The sequence below is a fragment of the Sphingomonas phyllosphaerae genome (genome assembly GCF_029623345.1).
GTDB lineage: Bacteria > Pseudomonadota > Alphaproteobacteria > Sphingomonadales > Sphingomonadaceae > Sphingomonas > Sphingomonas phyllosphaerae_C.
This window is the reverse complement of record NZ_JAPYKH010000003.1, coordinates 149,863-171,457: the sequence shown is the minus strand read 5'-3', so window position 1 is coordinate 171,457 and position 21,595 is coordinate 149,863. Positions and strand designations below refer to the sequence as shown.

17 protein-coding genes are annotated in these 21,595 nt (G+C 71.5%); 10 read left to right on the top strand and 7 right to left on the bottom strand.

All coding sequences use genetic code 11. The features are described from left to right. The first annotated feature begins 96 nt into the window (after window positions 1-96). Genes QBJ89_RS04375 through QBJ89_RS04365 form a run of 3 tightly spaced genes read left to right on the top strand, consistent with a single transcriptional unit; the run spans window position 97 to window position 6,269 of the window. Complete coding sequence (locus QBJ89_RS04375) at window positions 97-1,335, top strand: efflux RND transporter periplasmic adaptor subunit (RefSeq protein WP_277979320.1); 1,239 nt, start codon at window positions 97-99, stop codon at window positions 1,333-1,335. A 6-nt stretch (window positions 1,336-1,341) separates the two neighbouring features. Beyond that, on the top strand, window positions 1,342-4,659 hold the full coding sequence (locus QBJ89_RS04370; protein WP_277979319.1) for an efflux RND transporter permease subunit: 3,318 nt from the start codon (window positions 1,342-1,344) through the stop codon (window positions 4,657-4,659). After that, complete coding sequence (locus QBJ89_RS04365) at window positions 4,656-6,269, top strand: efflux transporter outer membrane subunit (RefSeq protein WP_277979318.1); 1,614 nt, start codon at window positions 4,656-4,658, stop codon at window positions 6,267-6,269. Before QBJ89_RS04370 ends, QBJ89_RS04365 begins: the two co-directional genes overlap by 4 nt. 190 nt (window positions 6,270-6,459) lie before the next feature. Here the strand turns inward: QBJ89_RS04365 and QBJ89_RS04360 are convergent, their stop codons facing one another. Further along, entirely contained in the window at window positions 6,460-6,888 is a 429-nt protein-coding gene (locus QBJ89_RS04360) for a phasin family protein (protein WP_277979317.1), read from the bottom strand. Between the two features lie 137 nt (window positions 6,889-7,025). On the opposite strand from QBJ89_RS04360, the gene QBJ89_RS04355 reads away from it, so the two are divergent. The 3 genes from QBJ89_RS04355 to QBJ89_RS04345 are packed head-to-tail and all read left to right on the top strand — an operon-like array spanning window position 7,026 to window position 9,481. Further along, the gene (locus tag QBJ89_RS04355) at window positions 7,026-7,562 is read left to right on the top strand and encodes a hypothetical protein (RefSeq protein ID WP_277979316.1); all 537 of its coding nucleotides are present in this window, start codon (window positions 7,026-7,028) and stop codon (window positions 7,560-7,562) included. Continuing rightward, window positions 7,559-8,203 (top strand): peptidylprolyl isomerase, encoded by a 645-nt coding sequence (locus QBJ89_RS04350; RefSeq protein WP_277979315.1) that lies wholly within the window; start codon window positions 7,559-7,561, stop codon window positions 8,201-8,203. Before QBJ89_RS04355 ends, QBJ89_RS04350 begins: the two co-directional genes overlap by 4 nt. Window positions 8,204-8,245: 42 nt before the next feature. Beyond that, a complete protein-coding gene (locus tag QBJ89_RS04345; RefSeq protein WP_277979314.1) occupies window positions 8,246-9,481 on the top strand; it encodes a M20 metallopeptidase family protein in 1,236 nt (411 codons plus the stop codon). Between the two features lie 159 nt (window positions 9,482-9,640). Here QBJ89_RS04345 and QBJ89_RS04340 read toward each other — a convergent pair whose 3' ends face one another. From QBJ89_RS04340 to QBJ89_RS04330, 3 genes are read right to left on the bottom strand one after another with little or no spacing between them, the layout of a single operon-like run. Further along, window positions 9,641-10,012, bottom strand: a complete 372-nt coding sequence (locus tag QBJ89_RS04340) for a DUF1330 domain-containing protein (RefSeq protein WP_277979313.1) — start codon at window positions 10,010-10,012, stop codon at window positions 9,641-9,643. A 53-nt stretch (window positions 10,013-10,065) separates the two neighbouring features. Beyond that, the gene (locus tag QBJ89_RS04335; protein WP_277979312.1) at window positions 10,066-10,785 is read right to left on the bottom strand and encodes a helix-turn-helix transcriptional regulator; all 720 of its coding nucleotides are present in this window, start codon (window positions 10,783-10,785) and stop codon (window positions 10,066-10,068) included. A 36-nt stretch (window positions 10,786-10,821) separates the two neighbouring features. Beyond that, window positions 10,822-12,963, bottom strand: a complete 2,142-nt coding sequence (locus QBJ89_RS04330; RefSeq protein WP_277979311.1) for a histidine kinase dimerization/phosphoacceptor domain -containing protein — start codon at window positions 12,961-12,963, stop codon at window positions 10,822-10,824. A gap of 163 nt (window positions 12,964-13,126) precedes the next feature. Here QBJ89_RS04330 and QBJ89_RS04325 point away from each other — a divergent pair, with 163 nt between their 5' ends. Together QBJ89_RS04325 and QBJ89_RS04320 are read left to right on the top strand one after the other, a co-directional pair. Beyond that, entirely contained in the window at window positions 13,127-13,471 is a 345-nt protein-coding gene (locus QBJ89_RS04325) for a PilZ domain-containing protein (RefSeq protein ID WP_277979310.1), read from the top strand. Next, window positions 13,468-14,010 (top strand): (2Fe-2S)-binding protein, encoded by a 543-nt coding sequence (locus QBJ89_RS04320; RefSeq protein ID WP_277979309.1) that lies wholly within the window; start codon window positions 13,468-13,470, stop codon window positions 14,008-14,010. The genes QBJ89_RS04325 and QBJ89_RS04320 overlap by 4 nt, the downstream gene beginning before the upstream one ends. 7 nt (window positions 14,011-14,017) lie before the next feature. On the opposite strand, the gene QBJ89_RS04315 is transcribed toward QBJ89_RS04320, so the two are convergent. From QBJ89_RS04315 to QBJ89_RS04305, 3 genes are read right to left on the bottom strand one after another with little or no spacing between them, the layout of a single operon-like run. Next, window positions 14,018-15,352: a sensor histidine kinase gene (locus QBJ89_RS04315; RefSeq protein WP_277979308.1), complete on the bottom strand. Its 1,335-nt coding sequence runs from the start codon at window positions 15,350-15,352 to the stop codon at window positions 14,018-14,020. After that, a complete protein-coding gene (locus QBJ89_RS04310; protein ID WP_277979307.1) occupies window positions 15,349-16,437 on the bottom strand; it encodes a DUF2336 domain-containing protein in 1,089 nt (362 codons plus the stop codon). Before QBJ89_RS04310 ends, QBJ89_RS04315 begins: the two co-directional genes overlap by 4 nt. 36 nt (window positions 16,438-16,473) lie before the next feature. Beyond that, on the bottom strand, window positions 16,474-17,655 hold the full coding sequence (locus QBJ89_RS04305; RefSeq protein ID WP_277979306.1) for a hypothetical protein: 1,182 nt from the start codon (window positions 17,653-17,655) through the stop codon (window positions 16,474-16,476). A 255-nt stretch (window positions 17,656-17,910) separates the two neighbouring features. Here QBJ89_RS04305 and QBJ89_RS04300 point away from each other — a divergent pair, with 255 nt between their 5' ends. Together QBJ89_RS04300 and QBJ89_RS04295 are read left to right on the top strand one after the other, a co-directional pair. Further along, the gene (locus tag QBJ89_RS04300) at window positions 17,911-20,112 is read left to right on the top strand and encodes a hypothetical protein (protein ID WP_277979305.1); all 2,202 of its coding nucleotides are present in this window, start codon (window positions 17,911-17,913) and stop codon (window positions 20,110-20,112) included. A gap of 280 nt (window positions 20,113-20,392) precedes the next feature. Beyond that, window positions 20,393-21,460 (top strand): spore coat protein U domain-containing protein, encoded by a 1,068-nt coding sequence (locus QBJ89_RS04295; RefSeq protein ID WP_277979304.1) that lies wholly within the window; start codon window positions 20,393-20,395, stop codon window positions 21,458-21,460. Window positions 21,461-21,595: the final 135 nt, after the last annotated feature.

Sequence of the window (21,595 nt, the reverse complement as noted above, 5' to 3'; positions counted from 1 at the left end):
GGCGGCGAAAAATCTGGCACCCTTGCGAAACATTTGCGACAAATTGCGGTTAGGCGCGGGGGCAGCCCTAAGTCTCTCGCGGGGAATTGACTGAGAATGCGTATCGAGGTTCGGCCGGGCCGCCAGGTCATCGGCGGTGTGGCGGCGTCGGCGCTGCTCGCGCTCGCCGCCTGCGGCGGTGGTGGGGGCGATGCGGCCAAAGGCAAGGATAAGGGCGGCGCGCCGGGCCAGTCGGGGCCGGTGACGGTCGGCTTTGTCGTCGTCCAGCCGACGTCGGTGCCGACGACCAGCGAACTGCCGGGCCGCACCGTCGCTTATCAGAGTTCGGAAGTGCGCCCGCAGGTCTCGGGCGTGATCCAGCGTCGCTTCTTCACCGAGGGCGCGATCGTGAAGCGCGGTCAGCCGCTCTACCAGATCGATCCCTCGCTCTATCGCGCCAGCGCCAACCAGGCGAGCGCCAACGTCGCCAACGCCCAGGCAACCTTTGAGGCCGCCAAGATCCGCGCCGACCGCTACAAGCCGCTCGCGCAGATGGAGGCGATCAGCGCACAGGACTATACCGACGCCGTCGCGACGCAGCGCCAGGCCGCGGCGACGATCGCGGTCAACCGCGCGCAGCTCGATACCGCGCGGGTCAACCTGCGCTTCACCACCGTGCCTGCGCCGATCAGCGGGCGGATCGGCCGCTCGCTCTTCACCGTCGGCGCGCTGGTCAGCTCGACCCAGACCGATCCGCTCGCGACGATCCAGCAGCTCGATCCGATCTTCGTCGACATCCAGCAGTCCAGCGCCAACCTGCTCGCGCTGCGCCGCAGCCTCGCCTCGGGCGGCGCGGTGCCGGCACGCGCGGAGGTGACGCTCAAGCTCGAGGACGGCAGCGACTATGGCATCAAGGGCGCGGTCGAGTTCGCCGAGGTGGTGGTCGATCCCAGCACCGGCACCGTGACGCTACGCGCGCGCTTCCCCAATCCCAACGGTCTGCTGCTCCCGGGCATGTTCGTCCGTGCGGTCTTCTCGCAGTCGATCCAGCAGAACGCCTTTCTCGTGCCGCAAACCGCGGTGACGCGCGACCCCAAGGGCAATGCCACGCTCTACGTGGTCGGCGCCAACAACCGCGCCGAGCAGCGCACCATCACCGCCGAGCGCACCCAAAGCGCTTATTGGGTGGTGACGTCCGGTCTCAAGGCGGGCGACAAGGTCATCACCCAGGGGCTCGCCAACGTGAAGCCCAAGACACCGCTCCAGCCCGTGCCGGCCGACACGCCGCAGAAGGTACAGGCGCCCTCCCCCGAGCAGATGGACAAGATGTCGTCGGCCAAAGGCAAGGCCGGCTAATCCAGTATGTCCCGCATTTTCATCGATCGGCCGATCTTCGCCTGGGTGCTCGCCATCATCGTGATGCTGGCGGGCGTCGGCGCGATCCTGTCGCTGCCGATCGCGCAATATCCCGACGTGGCGCCGCCACAGGTCTCGATCCGCGCGACCTTCCCGGGGGCCAATGCGCAGACGCTGCAGAACAGCGTCACCCAGGTGATCGAGCAGCAGCTTACCGGCATCGACGGACTGCTCTACTTCCAGTCGAGCTCGTCGAGCCGCGGCTCGGTGACGATCACCGCGACGTTCAACAAGGGGACGGACCCGGATATCGCGCAGGTCCAGGTGCAGAACCAGGTCCAGCAGTCGCTCAGCCGGCTGCCGCAGCAGGTCCAGCAACAGGGCCTGGTGGTACGCAAGTCCAACCCGGACTTCCTGCTGATCGTCGGCGTCTATGACGTCACCGACAAGCTGACCAACCAGGACGTCTCCGACTATCTCGTCTCCAATCTCCAGGATCCGCTCGGCCGCATCCAGGGCGTCGGCGACACCAACGTGTTCGGCTCGCAATACGCGATGCGGGTGTGGCTTGATCCGGAGAAGCTCAACAGCTTCCAGCTGATGCCCGGTGACGTCGTCACCGCCATCACCAACCAGAACACCGAGGTCGCGGCGGGCGAGATCGGCGGCCAGCCGATGCCGTCGACGCAGATGCTCAACGCGATCGTCACCGCGCAGTCGCGGCTCCAGACGCCCGCCGAATTCGCCAACATCATCCTCAAGACGCAGAGCAGCGGTGCCACGGTGCGGCTCGCCGACGTGGCGCGGATCGAGCTTGGCGCGGAGAGCTACAACGCGTTCAGCCGGGTCAATCGCCACCCCGGCGCCGGCATCGCGGTGCTGCTCGCCCCCGGCGCCGACGCGCTCAAGACCGCCGAGCTGGTCAAGGCGCAGGTCGCCGCGGCCGCCAAGGGCTTCCCGCCCGGCCTGGAATACGCCTTCGCCAACGACACCACCGATTTCATCAAGCTGTCGATCGAGGAAGTGGTGAAGACGCTGATCGAGGCGATCATCCTCGTCGTCATCGTCATGTTCGTGTTCCTGCAGAGCTGGCGCGCCACGTTGGTGCCGGCGATCGCGGTGCCCGTGGTGCTGCTGGGGACGTTCGCGGTCTTCTACGTTGCGGGCTTCTCGATCAACACGCTCACGCTGTTCGGCCTCGTCCTCGCGATCGGCCTGCTGGTCGACGACGCGATCGTCGTGGTCGAGAACGTCGAGCGGCTGATGGACGAGAATCCCGGCATGACGCCTCGCGAGGCGACGATCGAGTCGATGAAGGAGATCACCGTCGCGCTGGTCGCGATCGCGCTGGTGCTCTCCGCGGTGTTCATGCCGATGGCGTTTTTCGGCGGCTCGACCGGCGTCATCTACCGTCAATTCTCGCTGACGATCGTGTCGGCGATGGTGCTCTCGGTACTGGTCGCGCTGATCCTCTCGCCCGCGCTGACCGCGACCCTGCTCAAGCAGAGCCACGATGGAAACGGCGACCCGATCGAGCAGAGCTGGCTCGGACGCAAGTTTCCCAAGGTGGCGCACTTCCTCGAGCGCGCACGCGACAAGTTCAACGACACATTCGACAGGGGCGTGGCCCGCTACGTCGCCGGCGTGCGCCGCGTAATCGACCGCAAGTGGATCTTCCTGCTGGTCTATGTCGCCACCGTGGCGCTGCTGGCGATCCTGTTCCTGCGCCTGCCGACGGGTTTTCTGCCGACCGAGGACCAGGGCAGTGCGCTGGTGCAGTTCCAGCTCCCCGCCGGCGCCACGCGCTCGCGCACGGAGGAGGTTCAGCATCGCGTCGAGGACTATCTCGCCGGCAGCGAGGGCAAGAACGTCACCACTATGTTCACCGTCAGCGGCGGCGGTGGCGGCGGCGTCAGCGGGCAGAACACCGGCCAGGGCTTCGTCAACCTGACGAACTGGGACGACCGCAAGGGCAAGGAGAATACCGCCGACGCGATCGTGGCGCGCGCCTCGGCGGCGTTCCGCGGGCTGCGCGACGCGCGCGTCTTCGCGCTGGTGCCGCCCGCGATCCGCGGCCTTGGCCAGTCGAACGGCTTCACCATGGAGCTGCAGAACACCAGCGGCATGACCGCGGAGAAGTTCAACGACGCCAAGGACCGCTTGCTCGCGCTCGCCAACGCCGACCCGGCCCTGACCGCGGTGCGCCTGACCGAGCTGCCCGACGTCGGCACGCTCAAGGTCGAGGTCGACCAGCAGAAGCTCGCCGCCTTCGGGCTGAGCCAGGCCGACGTCAACACGACGCTATCGACCGCCTGGGGTGGCCGCTACGTCAACGACTTCGTCGACCGCGGCCGGGTCAAGCGCGTGTTCGTCCAGGGTGACGCGCCGTACCGCGCCGCGCCGACCGACCTCAACCAATGGTTCGTGCGCGGCAGCAGCGGGCAGATGGTGCCCTTCTCCGCCTTCGCGCGGATCGGCTGGAGCCAGGCGCCGGTGATCCTGTCGCGCTTCAACGGCGTGCCCTCGTTCGAATTCCAGGGCTCGGCCGCGGCGGGGAAGAGCTCGGGCGACGCGATGACGCGGATCCAGGAGCTCGCCGGGCAGATCCCGGGGACGAGCGTGTCCTGGGCCGGTCTGTCGTACCAGGAGCGACTGTCGTCCGGTCAGGCGCCGCTGCTCTACGGCCTGTCGATCCTCGTCGTCTTCCTGTGCCTCGCCGCGCTGTACGAGAGCTGGTCGATCCCCTTCGCGGTGCTGTTGATCATCCCCTTGGGGCTGATCGGCGCGATCCTCTTCACCACGCTGCGCGGGCTGATCAACGACGTCTACCTCCAGATCGGCCTGCTGACGACCATGGGGCTGGCGGCGAAGAACGCGATCCTGATGATCGAGTTCGCCGAGCAGGAGGAGAAGAAGGGCAAGCGCGTGATCGACGCCGCGCTCTCCGCCGCGCGTATCCGGCTCCGACCGATCATCATGACCAGCCTCGCCTTCATCTTCGGCGTGTTGCCGCTGGCGATCTCGACCGGCGCGGGTGCCAACAGCCGGATCGCGATAGGCACCTCGGTGATCGGCGGCATGCTGACCGCGACGGTGCTGGCGATCTTCTACATCCCGCTGTTCTTCGTGCTGGTGCGGCGCGGCTTCCGCGACGGCCTCAAGGGCCTGCGCCGCGGCGCCGACCCGAGCCCGGACGAGGACGAAAGCGGGGGAAGCGATGACCACGGCGGCCCGAAGGGCGGCGCGCCCGGCGGCGATCGCCCGCCGCAGCTGCCGCGTCCGATCGACCACCCCGCGCTGCCCGCGCCGGAGCCTGCCCGATGACCCGCCTCCCCGCGCTCGTCGCGCTCGCCGCCGGCACCGCGCTGGCGGGCTGCTCGCTCGCGCCGACCTATGTGCGCCCCGCCGCGCCGGTGCCGACCTCCTGGCCCGCCGGCGACGCCTATCTGCGCCAGTCCGAGGCGCGACTGCCCAGCGTCACCTACCGCGACATCTTCCGCGACCCGCGGTTGCAGGCGATCATCGACCAGGCGCTCGCCAACAACCGCGACCTGCGCGTCGCGGTGGCGAACATCGAGGCGACGCGCGCGCAATATCGCATCCAGCGCGCCGATCTCTTCCCCCTGGTCAACGCCACCGGCGCCTATAGCTACCGCGACAGCGGCAACAGCGGGGTGGTCACCGGCACCAACAGCGGCGGCACCGGCACTGGCACCGGCGGGACCGGTACCGGGACGGGCGGCACGGGTACCGGCACCGGCGGCACCGGGACGGGTGCGGGCGGCACCGGCACCGGCGCGGGCGTCACCACCGTCTCCTCGGCGCGGAGCACCTTCCAGGCGCAGCTCGGCGTCACCGCCTTCGAGATCGACCTGTTCGGCCGTGTCCGCTCGCTCACCAGCGCGGCGCTGTCGCGCTATTTCGCGCAGGAGGCGGCGGCGCGCGCCACCCGGCTGACGCTGGTCGGCGACATCGCCAACGCCTGGCTCACCTACGCCGCCGATCGCAGCCTGCTCGCCGTCTCGCAGCAGACCGCCGAGGCGGCGCGCGCCAGCGTGCGCCTTACCGACGCGCGCCTGCGTGGCGGGGTGGCGCCGCGCACCGACCTGCGCCAGGCGCAGCAGATCCTCGCCACCGCCGAGGCCGACCTGGCGCAGCAGACCACGCTGCTGGCGCAGGACGTCAACGCGCTCCAGCTGCTCGTCGGCGCGCCGGTCGACCCGGCGCTGCTGCCCGGCTCGATCGAGCAGGCCGCGGCGACGATCGGCGAGCTGCCCGCCGGGATCGACTCGGGCGTGCTGTTGCGCCGCCCCGACGTGGTGCAGGCGGAATATGCGCTGCGCGCCTACAACGCCGAGATCGGCGCGGCGCGCGCCGAACTGTTTCCGCGCATCACCCTCACCGGGCTGGTCGGCTTTGCCAGCACCGCGCTGCGGACGCTCTTCAACAGCGGCTCCTTCAACTATTCGGTCGCGCCCAACGCGAGCTACCCGATCTTCCGCGCCGGCGCGGGGCGAGCCGGCGTTGCCTATAGCGTGGCGCAGCGCGACGCGGCGCTGGCGAGCTATGAGCAGACGATCCAGACCGCCTTCCAGGAAGTGTCGGACGCGCTGGCGCGGCGCGGCACGATCACCGAGCAGCTCGCCGCCAACCGCCGCTTCTTCGAGGCGGCGCAGGACACGCTCAACCTCACCAACGCGCGCTACCGCGGCGGCATCGACACGTTCCTGTCGTCGCTCGACGCACAGCGCCAGCTCTATTCGGCGCAGCAGATCCTGGTGCAGACCCAGCTCACCCGCGCGACCAATCTGGTGACGCTCTACCGCACCTTGGGCGGCGACTCGCTGCTCGACGCCACGCCGCAGGGGCCGATGACGCCGACGGGCGGCGAGGCGGATGCGGCCGGTGTGCGCGCGCCGGCGGGTGCGCGGTAGCCGACCATGAGCCCTGCTCCTGCGTCCGCACGAGCACGGCTTCGAGCTATGAACCGCTCCTTCAGCAACATCCGTCATCCTGAGCTCGCTTCAGGATCCACCGTGCCGCACCATCAGACGGCACGGTGCCTGCGGGACAGTGGATCCTGGGACAAGGTCAGAATGTCGCCTCGATGAGTGCGGGTGGCCCCTACTCCCCCCGCTTCGGCTCCTCGCCCGGTCCGGGCGGCCGGATCGCCTCGCGACCGAACTGCATGATCAGCTGGCCGATCTCGCGCGCCTGCTCCATCGAGCGCTGGCCCTGCTCGCGGAGATACTCGCCCTGGATCCGCATCACTTCGGTGAGATCGCGCGCGCCCGCGGCAGAACGCAGCGCGGTGAAGGCCTCCCGCGCGTTGGCCTCGGCCTGGTCGATGATCGTGGAACCCAGCGTCGACCCGTTCTGCGCGATCCGCTCGCCCGAGGCGCGCATCGCCTCGCCCGCGCGGCGCGCCGGATCCACGACATGCTCGTTGAAGGCGTCGCGCATCTGCTCGGCGCCGCGCCGCGCCTGATCCGCCGCGTCCGATCCGCCGATACCGCCCTCGCCGTCCTTGCCCGCGCCGTCCGAGTCGCTCATGCTCGCTCTCCTGTGCCGGCGGCCTCGTACGGGCGCGATCGCACCGTCTCGGGTCGCCTGAAGGGATCAACGCCGAACTCGCGGGCTGGATGCGCCCGCGGCGAGAGCGTAGGGAGAAGCATCCCATGGAGCCCAGGATGTTGACCCTCTCGCTGCTGTTACCCCTGCTCGTCGCCGCGGCGCCGATCGCGCAGGCACCGGGGGCCGAGCCGACCGCCGACCAGCGCTGCGCCGTGTCGCGCCCGCCGCTGCCGGCCGGACTGACCGGCTGGTCTCGCCGGGCGCCGCTCGCCGCCGGCACCAGCACGCGCAGCGCGCCGGTTATCGTGGTGGGCCACGGCGCCGATCTGCGGCTCGCCCCGGCCGACCAGGTCACCCCCGCGGTGACGTCGCAGCGCGAGCCCGACACCGGCGAGACCGCCGGCCTCGCGCTCTTCCAGGTCGCGCGTCCCGGCACCTATCGCGTTGCGCTGGGCAACGCCGCATGGATCGACGTGGTGCGCGCCGGCCGCGCCTTGACGGCGAGCGCGCACGGCCACGGTCCGGCGTGCACAGGCATCCGCAAGATGGTCGACTTCAAGCTCGAGCCCGGTCGCTACGTGCTCCAGCTGAGCGGGACCAAAGCCGCGTCCTTGCCGGTCATGATCGCGCGCGCGCCGCAGGTGGCAGCATGATCGCCGCGCTCGCGCTGCTGCTCGCCGCCCAGGCTGCACCAGCGTCGTCGACCGGCACGCCGCCACAGGCACCCGTCGCCGTACCCCCGGCTCCATCGTCTGCCCCGACGCCCACCGCCGATGCCACCGCGCTCACCCGCGTGCGCCTCAGCACCGAGGCCGGCGACATCCTCGTCGGTGTCGACACCAAGGCAGCCCCGATCACCGCGGGCAATTTCCTGCGCTACGTCGACCAGCACAAGCTCGACGGCATCGGCTTCTATCGCGCGGTGAAGGTGGCGGACGGCTACGGCCTTGCACAGTTCGGCACGCGCAACGATCCCAAGCGCACGCTCCCGCCGATCAAGCACGAGCCCACCACGCTCACCAAGCTGAGCCACGGCGACGGCACGCTGTCGATGGCGATGGCCACGCCGGGCACCGCCGCAGGTGACTTCTTCATTACCGTCGGCGACCTCAGCTCGATGGATGCCACTGCCGACACTCCCGGCTTCGCCGCCTTTGGCCGCGTGCTGGAGGGGATGGACGTGGTGCGCCGGATCCTCACCGCGCCGACCTCAGCGACGTTGGGCGAGGGCGTGATGAAGGGACAGATGCTCGCGCCCGTGATCAAGATCACCGCGGCGCGGCGCGTCGACTAGCGCCGCGCGAGGGGCTACATCGGGGCGAGAAGGAGTGCCCCGATGTCACCACCGCTCGACTCGCCCACTGACTGGACCGCGCTCGGCGCCGAGCAGCTCGCCGACGTCATCGCATTGCGCCGCGCGATCCATGCCGAGCCCGAGATGGGGCTGCATTGCCCGCTGACCACCGCCAAAGCGAAGGCGGCGCTCGCCGGCCTGCCGCTCGAGATCCACGACAGCACGCGCACCACCGGCTTCGTGGCGATCCTGCGCGGCGGCCGGAGTGACGGCGGTGCCGGCTCGAACGCGCGCACGGTGCTGCTGCGCGGCGACATGGACGCGCTGCCGATCAGCGAGGAGACCGGCCTGCCGTTCGCCTCGACGCTGCCCGGCACGATGCACGCCTGCGGCCATGACGCGCATACCGCGATGCTGGTCGGCGCCGCCAAGGCGCTGTCGGCGCGGCGCGAACAGCTCGCCGGCACGGTCGTCTTCATGTTCCAGCCCGGCGAGGAAGGGCACCACGGCGCGCGCGAGATGATCGCCGACGGGCTGCTCGACCAGGCGCGGCCCGACGCCGCCTTCGCGCTGCACGTCCTGCCCAACGCGCCCGCCGGCGTGTTCATCGGGCGCGAGGGCGCGCTGCTCGCCTCCACCGACACGGTGCGCGCCACCGTCCGCGGTCGCGGCGGCCACGCCGCCATGCCGCACGACGCGATCGACCCGATCCCGGTCGCCTGCGCGATCGTCACCGCGCTCCAGCAGCATGTCGCCCGGCGCGTGCCCGTCGCCGACCCCGCGGTGCTGACGATCACGCAGATCCACGCCGGCGCCTCGCACAACATCATCCCCGACGAGGTCCAGCTCGCCGGCACGCTGCGGACGCTGTCGCCGGGCACGCGCGCGGCGATGCGTGCCGCCTTCCACCAGGTCGCGCGCGGCGTGGCGGAGGCGCACGGCTGTACCGCCGAGACGAGCATCGACGAGGGCTATCCCGTCACGATGAACGACCCGCGTGCCACGCGACTGATGCGCACGCTGGCGCAGGAGATCGGCGGCGCTTCCGGCTGGGCGACGATGCCCGCGCCGATCATGGGGGGCGAGGACTTCAGCTACGTGCTGCGCGAGCTGCCCGGCGCCATCGCCTTCGTCGGCGCGGCGGCGCCGGGCTCCACGCCCGAGACCAACCCGCCGCTCCACAACCCGCGGATGACGATCGACGAGCAGGTCTTCGCCACCGGCGTGGCGATGCACTGCGCGCTGGCCGACCGCTTCCTGGAGCGCGGATTCGACTGAGCGCGTAGCGTTCCGCCGCGGTACGGTGCTCCTGCGCAGGCAGAGCCCGCAGCCACGAGCGTCATTTTCGTGGCTTTGGGCGCTAGTGTTTGCCGGAGCACATCGATGACGTGAGCGGATCGGCTGTTGGCCGCGATCGCCGGGCGCATGCCCTTTCCGTCAGAGCCAGTCCGGCCTGGGCCGCAGCGGCTGGAGCACGATGTCGGCCAGCGCCGAACTACCGACCTGAAACGCACGTTGATAGTCGGGATCGTCGACCATCGCCTTGAACGAGGCACGGCGCGGATATTCCACCAGCAGCGCCGCGTCCCAGCCCGTGACGTCACCGGTGGTGAGCACGGGCAGTCCGTCGCCACCGACGAGGATCCGCGCGCCGAAGCGCGCGAGGATCGGGCGCGCCAGCTCCAGATACGCGGCGTAGCGCTCGCGACCGCCGTCGGCGGCGAAGCGCAGGAGGTTCAGCATGACGACGGGCGAGTCGTCCTCGTCGGCCAGGAAAGCCGCGAAAACCTCGGGGGAAAAGGCTACCATCTGAACTGTCGCTCCGATCGCGCCATCCGATGCGGGCGGCCGGTGCAACGGTCTTAAGCAGGCGATGCGTCAGATATTGTCAGCAGTGAGCGCCAGTCACGGTCCTGTTCGCGCCAGCGCGTGAACAATGCGTGCCGGCGGCCGGGGTAGCGCTCTTCCATCACCGCGCGCACCTCGACCCGGTCGACACAAAAATGGCGGAAGGCCGAGCGCCGTTCGCACCAGGCCGCCAGCACGCGGACCTCGTCGAAATAGAAGATCGCGATCGGCCAGATCAAACGCTCGGTCGGCACGCCCTCGGCATCGCGATAGGCGATCGCCACCTTGCGCTGGCGCCGGATCGCGTGGCGCAGCAGCGCGACCGGCTCGGCATCGGCTCGCCGCGACAGCGGGGCCGCGGCGACCAGCGCCGGCGACGCCCCGTCGGGCATCGCGTCGCTGGCCCGCGCTGCGTCGATCTTGGCGAGCGCGCTCTCACCGGAGCGGACCAGATCGGGATCGCCGCGCTCGCGGACCCAGCCGAGGCCGAGCGCCAGCACGTCGAGCTCATCCTGCGTAAAGGCGAGCTGGGGAAGGAAGAAGCGGGCGCCGAGGCAGTACCCCACCCCCGCCTGCCCCTCGACCGGCGCGCCCAACGAGCGCAGCGTCTCGATATCGCGGTAGATGCTGCGCGGCGATACGCCTAGCTCGGCGGAGAGCTCCAGCGCGGTCACCGGCAGCCGGCGCGCGCGGAGCTCGCCGATCAGCTCGAACAATCGACTCGTTCGCGACATCGTCGCCCCGCCCCCGACGCCGCGCTGCGGCAGCCCTTAGTCGCCCTCGATCGGCGCAGTGAGCAGCGCACGCGTGCCAGGGTCATTGGCCTGGAACTCGACCGAGCCGCCGATGCGCTGCACCACCGCGGTCATCATCCGGCTGCCGAAGCCGCCGTCGCCACCAGCCACCTTGCCGACGCCGCGATCCGCCACGATCAACCGCAGCAGGTGGCCGTGCTGCTCCAGCACCACGTCGATGGCGCCACCATTCTGCTGCGGATAGGCGTATTTGGTCGCGTTGATCACAAGCTCGGCGGCGATCAGCCCGACGCTGACGGCGCGGTCGGTCGGGATCAGCACCGGCGCGAGGTCGAGCGTGAGGTGCCGCCCCCATTCCTCGCCCAGCGAGGAGCGCAGGTCCTGCATCAGCTCGCCGATATAGCGGCTGAGGTCGATCACCTCGATCTGGTCGTCGCGGTAGAGCCGCCGATGCACCAGCGCCACCGCCGAGAGCCGCGAGCGCGCCTCGAGCAGCTGGTCGGCCACCGCGCCCGCGCCCGCGTCGCGCGCCTGGATCGCGAGGAAGGACGAGACCAGCTGCAGGCTGTTCTGCACGCGATGGTCAACCTCGCGCATCAGCAGGTCCTTCTGCGCGAGCAGCGAGTCCTTCTCCGCGCCGGCGCGCTCCAGCTCGCGGTTGAGTCGGCGCAGCTCGGCGGCGGCGCGCGCCTCGCCGAGCAGCCGGCGCAGCCGCGCCGCGCCGTCGACCTGCTCCAGCGTCCAGCGCCGCGCGCGCCCGCGCACCTGCTCGCGCCACGATTCGAATGAGGCGCGCGGGCGCAGCGTCGCCTCCGGATCGTGCGGCACCGCCTTGTGCGGGTTGCCGGCCCATTCGATCTCCTCGATCCGCTCGGCGCGCAGCCATAGCAAAGCGTCGCCGCCGCCGAGCGCGAAGCCGAGCACGCCAACGATGGGCGCCACCGTCGTGGCCTCGGCCCAGTCCTTGCCCAGCTCACGAGTCGCCAGCGGCGCGGTATCGTCGCGCGTGCCGAGCCAACGCGCCAGGGCCACCAGCGCGGCCTCGTCGGGCGCGATCCCGACCGTCGTCGCGCGACCGCCGCGCACCAGCGCCAGCCCGTCGGCACCCAAAGCGTGGCGAACGTCCTCGGCGCGCGCCTGCACCACGTCGATCGGCGAGTCGCTGGTGAGCAGCAGGGCGCGCAGCGAGTCCTCCTCGCCGCGCAGCGCGAGTCGCTCGCGATACGCCTCGGCCTCCTCCTTGGCGCGGAGCTGGCGCGCCAGCCCGCCGGCGAGCGCGGCAGCGGCGGCGCGGGTGGCGCGCGGCAGCAATCGCGGCGTCGCATGGTGGCAGGCCACCAAGCCCCACAGCAGCCCGTCCTTGACGATCGAGATCGACGCCGAGGCGGACACGCCCATGTTGCGGAGATACTCGACGTGGATCGGCGAGACGCTGCGGATCGCGACGTCGCTTAGGTCGGTCAGCTCGAAGCCGGCCGGACGCAGCGGCGCGGGGACATAGTCGATGTCGGGGATCACGCGGGTGCGGTTGCGCACGTACAGCGCGCGCGCCTGGCGCGGAATGTCGCTCGCCGGAAAATGATGGTGAAGGAAGGTGTCGAGTCCCGGCGCGCGATCCTCGGCGACGACGCAGCCCGATTCGTCGTCGAGGAAGCGATAGATCATCACCCGGTCGAAGCCGGTCAGCGCGCGGAACGCCACCGCGGCACGCTCGCACAGCGCCACGAAGGTGGTGGTGCGCTCGAACCCCGCCGCCATGGCGTCAAGCCAGCCGAGCGTCTCGGCTACGCTGCCACCAGCGGTCTCGCCCATCGGCTCGAGCTCGGCGAGCAGCCACTGACCGGTGCGGTGAAGCGCGACGTCGTGGCCGTGCACCGGCGCCGCCAGGATCGTCCCGCCCGGCCCGATCGGCACAGCCTCGGCGAGGGCGTTGACGTCCTGCGCGAGGAGATCGTCCAGCCGCGCGCCGAGCCAATCGTCGCCGAACAACGCCTCGATCGCGCCCGCGCCGGCGACCACCTCGAGCGATAGCGCATCGGCGACGAGCAGCAGGCCGTGCGGCATTACCGCGCCGGGGACATGGATCGGCTCGCGGTCGCAGGCCGTCAGGTTGAGCGATTCCGCGGTCGGGCCGCGTTGGACGGTAGGACCTGCCATCGCGTGCTTATGGCAGTATTCCCGTTTCAGGCAACTGATCGGACGCTATTTCATAGGGTTTCTGCGCGATCCCGAGACATGCGACACACAAGACTTGCCCCGGCGGCGAGACAATGGAATCGGAGTAGCAACCCGTTAGGATACCGGACCTAGAGCTGCCCGCATGTCGACTCCTCCCCGCGAACCGCGCAGCAGCGTGATCCTTTATGCTTTGGTCGACACCGGCACCAAGGCGGTCGAGTGCCGCGTCCGCAATCTCTCGGTCACCGGCGCCTGTGTCGACAACAGCGCCGGGCTCACGCAGGGCGACGAGGTCCGCGTGACGATGGGGACGCTCGAGCAGCTCGCCGCGCGCGTGATGTGGGCGAAGGCGACGCTGGCGGGGCTGCATTTCGAGGCGCAGGTCGACATCGCCGCGGCACGCCGCCCGCGCGCGCGCAACACCAGCGTCCAGCCCAGCGCCGGCTGGATGCAGCACATCCGCGACGCCTATCGCGAGCGCGGATGACGCGGCTGACCGTCAACAACGAGGCGGTCGAGTACCGCCTTCCGCCCGACACGCCGCTGCTGTGGGCGCTGCGCGATGCATCCAACCTGACCGGCACCAAATATGGCTGCGGCACGGGAAGCTGCGGTGCCTGCACAATCGACGTCGACGGACGCGCGGTGCGCTCGTGCCAGATGACGCTCGCCGCGGCGGAGGGAACCTTCGTCACGACGATCGAGGGCCTGTCGCGCGACCGTACCCATCCCGTCCAGCTCGCATTGCTCGCAGAGAACGTCTCGCAGTGTGGCTTCTGCATTCCCGGCATCGTCATGGCCGCGGCGGTGCTGCTGCGACGCGACGCGATGCCGTCGGAGGAGGCGATCGCGGCGGCGATCACGAATGTCTGCCGCTGCGGTATCTACCCGCGCCTCACCGCCGCGATCCAGCGCGCCGGTCGCGCCATCCGCGGCGAGGAACGACTGCCCACCGGGGCGCGGCCCGGGATCGAACCCACCGGCGCGGCACGACAGGTGCCCGCGCTCGACCCGCGGCAGCGCTGAGCGCGGCTCAGCCCGCGGACAGCGCCAGCGTGAAGCGCGCGCCCTCGCCCGGCGCACTGTCAACGGTGAGCGTACCGCCCATCGCCTCGGCAAGCCGCCGCGCGATGTACAGGCCGAGCCCGCTGCCGCCCGGCTCGCCGGGATCGACGCGCTCGAACTTGCCGAAGATGCGCGCCTGGTCGGCCGCGGCGATGCCCTGGCCGGCGTCGGCCACGGTCAACAGCGCGCGCGCGCCCTCGCGCCGCAGCGAGAGCACGATCGCACTGTTGCGCGGCGCATAGCGGACCGCGTTGGCGATCAGATTGACCGCCACCTGCAGCATCCGCCGGAACTCGCCGAGCGCGACCAGCTCGCCCTTGCAGCCCGAGCGATCGATCGTGACGCCCGCCTCGGCCGCGCGCGTGGCCAGCAGTGCGGCGGCGCGGCGCGCCACGTCGGCGAGGTCAACCGGCGCGCGCTCGGTGGTGAAATCGTCGCGCTCGATCGCTTCCAGGTCGACGAGATCGTCGATCAGCCCGAGCAGGTGACGCCCGGCGCCAGCGATGTCGACGGCATAGTCAGCGTAGTGGCTGTCGAGCGGTCCGTCCCCGGCGGCACTGATCCCCTCCGCGTTGGCGATAATCCGCGCCAACGCGCCGCGCAGCAGCGAGTCGAGCCGGTGATCGAAGGGGCGGAGCTGCGGGGCGACGGGCTGTGGCGCGGCGGCATAGGCGCCGCCGACGAAGCCGTCGAAGCCGCCCCCAGTGTCGAGCCGGACATGTCCGGCGAGCGTCACGCGCGCGCCGCCGCCGTGCAGACGCGCGGGCTGATCGGCGAAGTCGCGTCGCTCGGTGAGCGCGTCGAGCAGCGGCATCGTGCCCTCGCGATCGGGCTCGAGCACGAACAGCCGGCTGAGCGGGCGGCCCAGCGCCGAGGCTGGATCGAGCCCGAGCCGCGCCGCGGTGTCGAGCGACAGCCGCGTGACGCGAAGCGCCGAGTCAACCTCCCAGGTCCAATCGGCGTCCTCGGGCGCGGTCACCTCCGTCAGGGTGGCCGCACCGGCGCGGGCATCCCCGGCGGCGCGCTCGCGAAGCAGCGAGACGGTCAACGTTACCCCGGATTCGTCGGGCACGGCCTTGATCCAGCAGTCGAGGTCGCGGTCGCCGTCGGCGATCGTCACCGCGCGCGACACCAGGATTCGCAGCCGTCGCGCCAGCCGCGCCAGCACCGCGACCTGAGGAATGGCGAGCAGCGCGCCGTGGCGCCCGCCCGCGCGCGCGTTAAGCGCGGCGAAGGCGTCGTCGGCACGGGCCAGCCGGTCGTGACGGTCGACCGCCGCATGCAGCGTCGCCAGCACGATCACGCGCGCGGGCTGCGCGCGAGCGCGCGCACCGCGGCACGAAAGTCGCGGTGCAGCGTCAGCGGGGCGACAGCGCGCGCGGCGGTCTCGGGCGCGAGCGTGGCGACGCGGTCGAGCGACTCGGGCAGGGTCTCGACGTCGCGCGCGCGATCGGCCTCGCACAAGACGAAGCCAATCCGCGCGATCAAGTGGCGCTCGATCCCGAGCGCGCGCAGCGCCAGCCACAGCCGATCGCTGTCGGCATCGAGCGTGAGCCCGCGCGCCTCGGTGAACTCGATCCCCAGCGCGTGCGCCAGCAGCGCGACGAACAAGCTGGTGCGCGCCTCACCGAGCGAGTCGATCATCAGCTGCGGCAGTGCGCCGGCGACGGGGTCGATCGCAGCGGCGAGCTGCGCCGCGGCGGCCTCGACCCGCTCGCCATCGTCGTGCGCCGCGATGCTGCGCTGAGTCGCCTCGGACAAGGCGCGGTCGACCTCGGGCGGGACGCCGTGGCCGAGCCGCTCGCGCAGCGCCGCCGCCACCCACCAGGCGAGCCGCTCGTGCAGCACGTCGGGCAACTCGGCGTGGCGGTCGGCATGCGCCAGGCGACGCCGGCTGTCCGCCACCAGGTAGGCCACCGCACGGGCACGCACCACGCCGTCGGCGCTCTCGCCCAGCGCGGCGAGCAGCGCCGCGGTGCTGCCCGGCGCGCGCTGCGCCGCCAATGCCGCGTCGATCAGATCGACGCGCGCCTGCGCAATCATCTCGCCCATGACCTCCGGGTCGCGCATCAGCCCCGACTCGACCAGCCGCGGCAGCGTCATCGCGCAATTGCCGGCGAGCAGGGCGGCGATGTCGGGGAAGCCGCGCGCCTCGAGCAGCCGCGCGGCGTGGCCGGCGATGTCGCGCTCGATCGCGGCGACGGTCGTCTCGGCCAGGCGGTTGATCGCCACCCGGCTGCGCTCGTCGAAGCGGTCGCGCTCGTCAGCGAAGACGTCGGCGATCGCGGCGCTCAGCCGTGCTCCGGCGCGGCCGTCGGCCGACGCCGCCTGCGCCGCGACTCGCGCGGCTAGGTCCGAATCGATCGCGTGAGAGGGTTGGGCGGGCATCTCCCCACCCCTTAGCGAACGATCCTTAACCACGCTCTAAGTCACTCGCCGCAGCCACTCGACCGCGACCACCAGCGTCAGCGCGGCGTAGACCGCGACGACGCCGAGCCCGAGCGTGGGCCAGCCGAACAGCGTCGCTAGCGCCAGGATCGCGAGATAGCCCGGCGCGGTGCCCCACCAGGCGCGGCGCGGCGCCGCGCCGGCGGCACGCTCGCCCACGCCCGCCGCGACCAGCGCGCCGAGCGCGAGCAGTCGCGCGCTCGCGGTCGCGGCCTCGCGATCGACGACATACGCCAGCAGCAGCGCCGCGAGCGCGGGCACCGCCATGATCAGCGCGCGGCTGGCGCGCAGCAGCGCGGGCTCGTCGCGGAACAGCGCCAGCGCCCCCGCGATCTCGGCGAGCAGCACCGCGGCGAGCGCGACCAGGATGCCGAGCCCGGGCGCACCGAGCGCGATCGCGGCGCAGCCGACCAGCCCCGCCGCTCCTGCCGCGGCGGTGCAGGTGCCGGTGCCGATCGCGCGGCGCGCGATCACCGGGATCACCGCGCGCGCCAGCGGGCGCAGCACCAGCCGCTCGAACCAGCTCGGCCGCACCGCCATCGAGGCCGACAGCACCGCGCGGCCGCGTTCCTCCAGCGCGCTCGCACGCCGCTCGATGCCGTGACCCAGCTCCATGTCGTCGAGCCGCAGCGAGATATGCCGCGCGCCCGCCTGGTCGGCGGCGCGCAGCAGCGTCGACTGGAGGTCGTAATCGTCGGGGAGCCGCGCCGCCTCCGCGATGCGCCGCGCGTCGAGCCGCGCCACGCCCGCCCAGGCCGCGCCCGCACCGACACGCTCGAACAACGGCGAGGCCTGCGCACCAGGCACCACCAGCAGCGCGTCGCCGCCCTCGCCCGCCAGCGCGTGGACGACGCCCTCGGTGGTGACCAGCCCGTCCGCCATCATCACCACGCGCGCGAGCGGGTGCAGCTTGGCCAGCGCCTCCGCGGCGGTGCGGACCACGTCGACCGCGACGCCGCGCCGCCCGATCCGCGCCAGCGCGCCTGCCAGCTCGGGCGTTTCGCGCGCCACCACGACGACGATCTGCGCGGAGTCGCACGCAACCAGCAGCCGCGCCTGATATTCGATCAGCGAGGCCGCGGCGAAGGGCAGCGTGGCCGCGAGCGTCCCCGGTCGGTCCTCTGCCTCATGGATCGCAAACAGGAGCCCGGCCAGCATGCCATGGCTGTTACGGGGTGGCGTGCACCGCGGCAATATCCGTGACGCGGCGCAGCGACGCGCCGGACCGAGCGACTGTGCCCCACCGAGACGGCTTCCCGATACGGGCAAACGTGTTAGATGGAGCGGATGACCGGGGGGCCGACTTCACTATCCGATGCACGTGCGGCCGAGCCTGGCGCGCGCTGGCCCGATCATTGGCCGGAGAGCTGGCCCGATCCCGCCACCCTTCCGTCTGCGGAGCCTGCCCCGACCGTGACCGACCCGTTCTTCTCCGACGACGCTCCCGATCGCCCCGCGCCGGGCGGCCCGCGGCCGGTGCTCGGCTGGGTCGCGATCGCGCTCGCGATATTGTGGGTTGCCGCGCTGCTGTGGCTGGCGCGTGCCTCGCTCGGCGCGATGACGCCACTCGCGCTGGCGCAGTTCGGCGCCGCGCTGGCGACCGTGCCGGCGCTCGCCGGCGTGGTCTGGCTCGCAGCGCTGCGCACCTCCACGGCCGAGGCGCAGCGCTTCGGCGCGACCGCGCGCGCGATGCGCGGCGAGGCGGTGGCGCTGGAGAACACCGTGGCGGTGCTCGGCACCACGATCGAAGAGCAGCGCACGCAGATGGCGGAGCAGGTGCGCCTGCTCACCGCGTTGGGTGACGCCGCGACCGCGCGCCTCGCCGACATTGCGGGCACGCTAACCGCCGAGGTTCAGCGCGTCGACGCGCAGACCGGCGCGCTTTCCGCCACCGCTGGCGCCGCGCACGAGCGACTTGACGCCTTGATCGCCGCTTTGCCACGGGCCGCGGAGGAGACGCGCTCGCTCACCGAGACGATCGACCAGGCCGGGCTGGTCGCCTACGAGCACAGCGCCGGGCTGGACGCGCAGGTCGCGGCATTGGTGGCGCGCGGGCGCGACGCCGAGGCGATCGCGGGCGGCGCGGCCGAGAAGCTTGCCGCCTACATGCAGCGGATGGAATCGACCAGCCACACCGCCGGGGCGCGGCTCGAGGCGGTCACCTCCGCAGCGGCGGGTGCGGTCGACGCGCTGCTCGACCGCACCGCGCGCGCGATCGACGAGTCGCGCAAGGCGATTGCGGCGCAGGGCGACGCGATGCTGGCGATGGTCAGCACCAACCAGACCGCACTCGACCATGCCGCGCGCGAGAGCGCCGAGGCGCTGGCCGAGCGGATCGGGCTGATCGAGGTGGTGATCGAGCGGATCGCAGCGCGGCTCGACGCACAGCAGGGCGCCGGCCGCCAGCTGTTCGACTCGCTCGACGACGCGATCCTGCGCGTCGACCAGCGCTTCGTCGCGCTCCACCGCGACGGCGGCGAGCGTACCCAGCAGCTCGCCGCCTCGGTGAGCGCGCTCCACGTCTCGGCCGAGGCGCTGGGACGCGCGATGGACGCGGGCCACGCCTCGGCGCAGCACACGATCTCGACCACCGAGCATCTGCTCGTCGCGCTCGACGCCGCGGCGCGCGAGATGGACGAGACCATGCCCGAGGCGATCTCGCGGCTGGAGAGCCGCGTCGCCTCGACCAAGCAGGTGATCACCGCGGCCAAGCCCGAGCTGCTCGCGCTCGTCACCGCCGCCGAGAGCACGCACGACGCGATCGAGGCGGTGGCACAGGTCGTCGCCGAGCAGCGCCAGACGGTGGAGTCGCTCACCAGTCGGCTTCACGACGGGCTCGCGCGCGGGCGCAGCCAGGCCGACGAGATCGGCGAGGCGATGGGCGACGCCTCGCGCCAGATCGACGATCTCACCGAGCAGGCCGCGCCGCGGCTGGTCGAGGCGCTGCTGCGCGTGCGCGAGACCGCGTCCGCCGCCGCCGACCATGCGCGCGAGGCGATCGCTCGCGTCATTCCCGAGGCCGCCGACGCCTTGGAGAACGCGGGTGCCGCCGCGCTCAGCCGCGCGGTGGAGAGCGGGGTGCAGGGCCAGGTCCGCCAGGTCGCGCAGGTCGCCGAGGCCGCCGTCGCGGCGACCAACCGCGCGGGCGAGCGGCTGCAGCAGCAGCTCGACGGCATCGAGGCGACGATCGCGCTGATCGACCAAAGGCTGGAGGAAGCGCGCGCGGCGGGCGAGGAGAATGAGCGCGACAGCTTCGCGCGTCGCGCCTCGCTGCTGATCGAGTCGCTCAACTCGGCCTCGATCGACCTGACCCGGACCTTCGCGCCCGAAATCTCGGACAGCGCCTGGGCGGCCTATCTGAAGGGTGACCGCGGCGTGTTCACGCGGCGCGCGGTGCGGCTGCTCGACGGCGGCGAGCAGCGCGATGTCGCGCGGCTGTACGACGAGGACGGCGCCTTCCGCGAGCAGGTCAACCGATACATCCACGATTTCGAGGCGATGCTGCGCACCATCCTGGCGCAGCGCGACGGCTCGCCGCTGGGGGTGACGTTGCTGTCCTCCGACATGGGCAAGCTGTATGTGGCGCTGGCGCAGGCGATCGAGCGGCTGCGCTAGGCTGAGCCGGTCGCTCGGCATACCGTCTTATCCGTCATCCCGGACTTGTTCGGGGATCCACCATGCCGCGTGAGCAACCGAACGCGCGCGGTCAGAGCCAGGAGTCCCGGACCAAGTCCGGGATGACGGCTTGAATGGCGACGGCACAATCGAGCGCCGAACCGTCGGCACGCGGTACAACGGCACCGCGAACCCGCCCCACCTCGACTTCAGTCTAAGCGCCGCCCCCTCACCCGCTAACCTAACCCTCAATTAACCAGCGTCGGGCCTTTGGTGCCGCATGCGCGCGCCGCCACGCTCCCCCACCCCGCTGTCGCGATGGCTCGTACGCCTGCTCGCCGCGCTGCTCGCGCTCGTCACCAGCCCGGCGCTGGCCTGCACCATGCCCGCCAACGCCCCGGTGACGGTCGGCAGCTACTCCCCCGCCGCGATCAAGGCGGGCGCAGTGCCCTATGCACAGACCGCCTCGGGCTTCGAATGCACCACGCTATCCGTGCTCAACGTGCTCGGCGCCAATTACCTGAGCGCGACGATCGCCGCGGGCGCGACGCTGAAGCTCACCTCCACCAGCAACGCCGCCGACACGCTGACCTACCAGCTCTTTGCCAACGCCGGCAGCAGCTATGAGATCAGACCGGGCGCGACCACTTATTACATGAAGAGCGGGCAGATTACCCTGCTCACGGTCGGCAGCCAGGGAGCGAACGTACCGCTGTTCTTCAAGCTGGCGAGCGGCGCCGCGCCTGCGGCGGGCACCTACAAGGGCAGCATCGCCATCCGCTGGGACTGGAACTTCTGCAACGGCGTCGCGGTGGGCGGGCTGTGCGCAGTCGGCGCGACGGACAGCGGCAGCCAGACCGTGACGATCGCGGTGACGCTCTATGTCGTGCCCAAGCCGCCGACCGTGGCGCTGGCGCTCGGCGCCGTCACCTGGGACCCGGTCAACGGCACGCTCAACCCCAAGGCCATACCGGGCAGCAAGCGCCGCATGGTGATGACGCTGAGCAACCCCGACCTGGTCGCGACCGAGCTGGACGCGACCACCCTCGTCGTACCCACCGCGACGCGCATGGCGATCGCGCTCGACGGCGACGGTACTGGCAGCGGTGCGGTGGTGCAGGTGACCGAGGGGTCCCCGCCATCGGGCGCGACGATCGCCTACGCCTCACCCGGGAGCACAACCGACCAGATCGACTTCTCGAGCGACGGCGGGGCGACCTGGACCTATGTCCCGCTGCCCGGCAACGCGACGAGCCAGGCGGCCGTGACGAGCGTGCGGATCAAGCCCAAGTCGAGTATGGCGGCGGGCTCGTCGATCAGCGTGTCGGTGCCGTACTCCGTGCGATGAGCCCACGCGCGGTAGCGAGCCGACTGACCTGGACGGTCCTCGCCGCCCCTTCCAGGGAGCGATCGGGGGTGGGCGCCGCCGCGAACGTGACGCTCTCGGAACTGCCCCACCCCAGCCCCTCCCCCGAAGGGGAGG

Excerpts from the sequence above, each read along its gene's own strand:
- QBJ89_RS04375 (WP_277979320.1), top strand. The coding sequence starts at position 97 with ATGCGTATCGAGGTTCGGCCGGGCCGCCAGGTCATCGGCGGTGTGGCG.
- QBJ89_RS04370 (WP_277979319.1), top strand. The coding sequence starts at position 1,342 with ATGTCCCGCATTTTCATCGATCGGCCGATCTTCGCCTGGGTGCTCGCC.
- QBJ89_RS04365 (WP_277979318.1), top strand. The coding sequence starts at position 4,656 with ATGACCCGCCTCCCCGCGCTCGTCGCGCTCGCCGCCGGCACCGCGCTG.
- QBJ89_RS04360 (WP_277979317.1), bottom strand. The coding sequence starts at position 6,888 with ATGAGCGACTCGGACGGCGCGGGCAAGGACGGCGAGGGCGGTATCGGC.
- QBJ89_RS04355 (WP_277979316.1), top strand. The coding sequence starts at position 7,026 with ATGTTGACCCTCTCGCTGCTGTTACCCCTGCTCGTCGCCGCGGCGCCG.
- QBJ89_RS04350 (WP_277979315.1), top strand. The coding sequence starts at position 7,559 with ATGATCGCCGCGCTCGCGCTGCTGCTCGCCGCCCAGGCTGCACCAGCG.
- QBJ89_RS04345 (WP_277979314.1), top strand. The coding sequence starts at position 8,246 with ATGTCACCACCGCTCGACTCGCCCACTGACTGGACCGCGCTCGGCGCC.
- QBJ89_RS04340 (WP_277979313.1), bottom strand. The coding sequence starts at position 10,012 with ATGGTAGCCTTTTCCCCCGAGGTTTTCGCGGCTTTCCTGGCCGACGAG.
- QBJ89_RS04335 (WP_277979312.1), bottom strand. The coding sequence starts at position 10,785 with ATGTCGCGAACGAGTCGATTGTTCGAGCTGATCGGCGAGCTCCGCGCG.
- QBJ89_RS04330 (WP_277979311.1), bottom strand. The coding sequence starts at position 12,963 with ATGGCAGGTCCTACCGTCCAACGCGGCCCGACCGCGGAATCGCTCAAC.
- QBJ89_RS04325 (WP_277979310.1), top strand. The coding sequence starts at position 13,127 with ATGTCGACTCCTCCCCGCGAACCGCGCAGCAGCGTGATCCTTTATGCT.
- QBJ89_RS04320 (WP_277979309.1), top strand. The coding sequence starts at position 13,468 with ATGACGCGGCTGACCGTCAACAACGAGGCGGTCGAGTACCGCCTTCCG.
- QBJ89_RS04310 (WP_277979307.1), bottom strand. The coding sequence starts at position 16,437 with ATGCCCGCCCAACCCTCTCACGCGATCGATTCGGACCTAGCCGCGCGA.
- QBJ89_RS04305 (WP_277979306.1), bottom strand. The coding sequence starts at position 17,655 with ATGCTGGCCGGGCTCCTGTTTGCGATCCATGAGGCAGAGGACCGACCG.
- QBJ89_RS04295 (WP_277979304.1), top strand. The coding sequence starts at position 20,393 with ATGCGCGCGCCGCCACGCTCCCCCACCCCGCTGTCGCGATGGCTCGTA.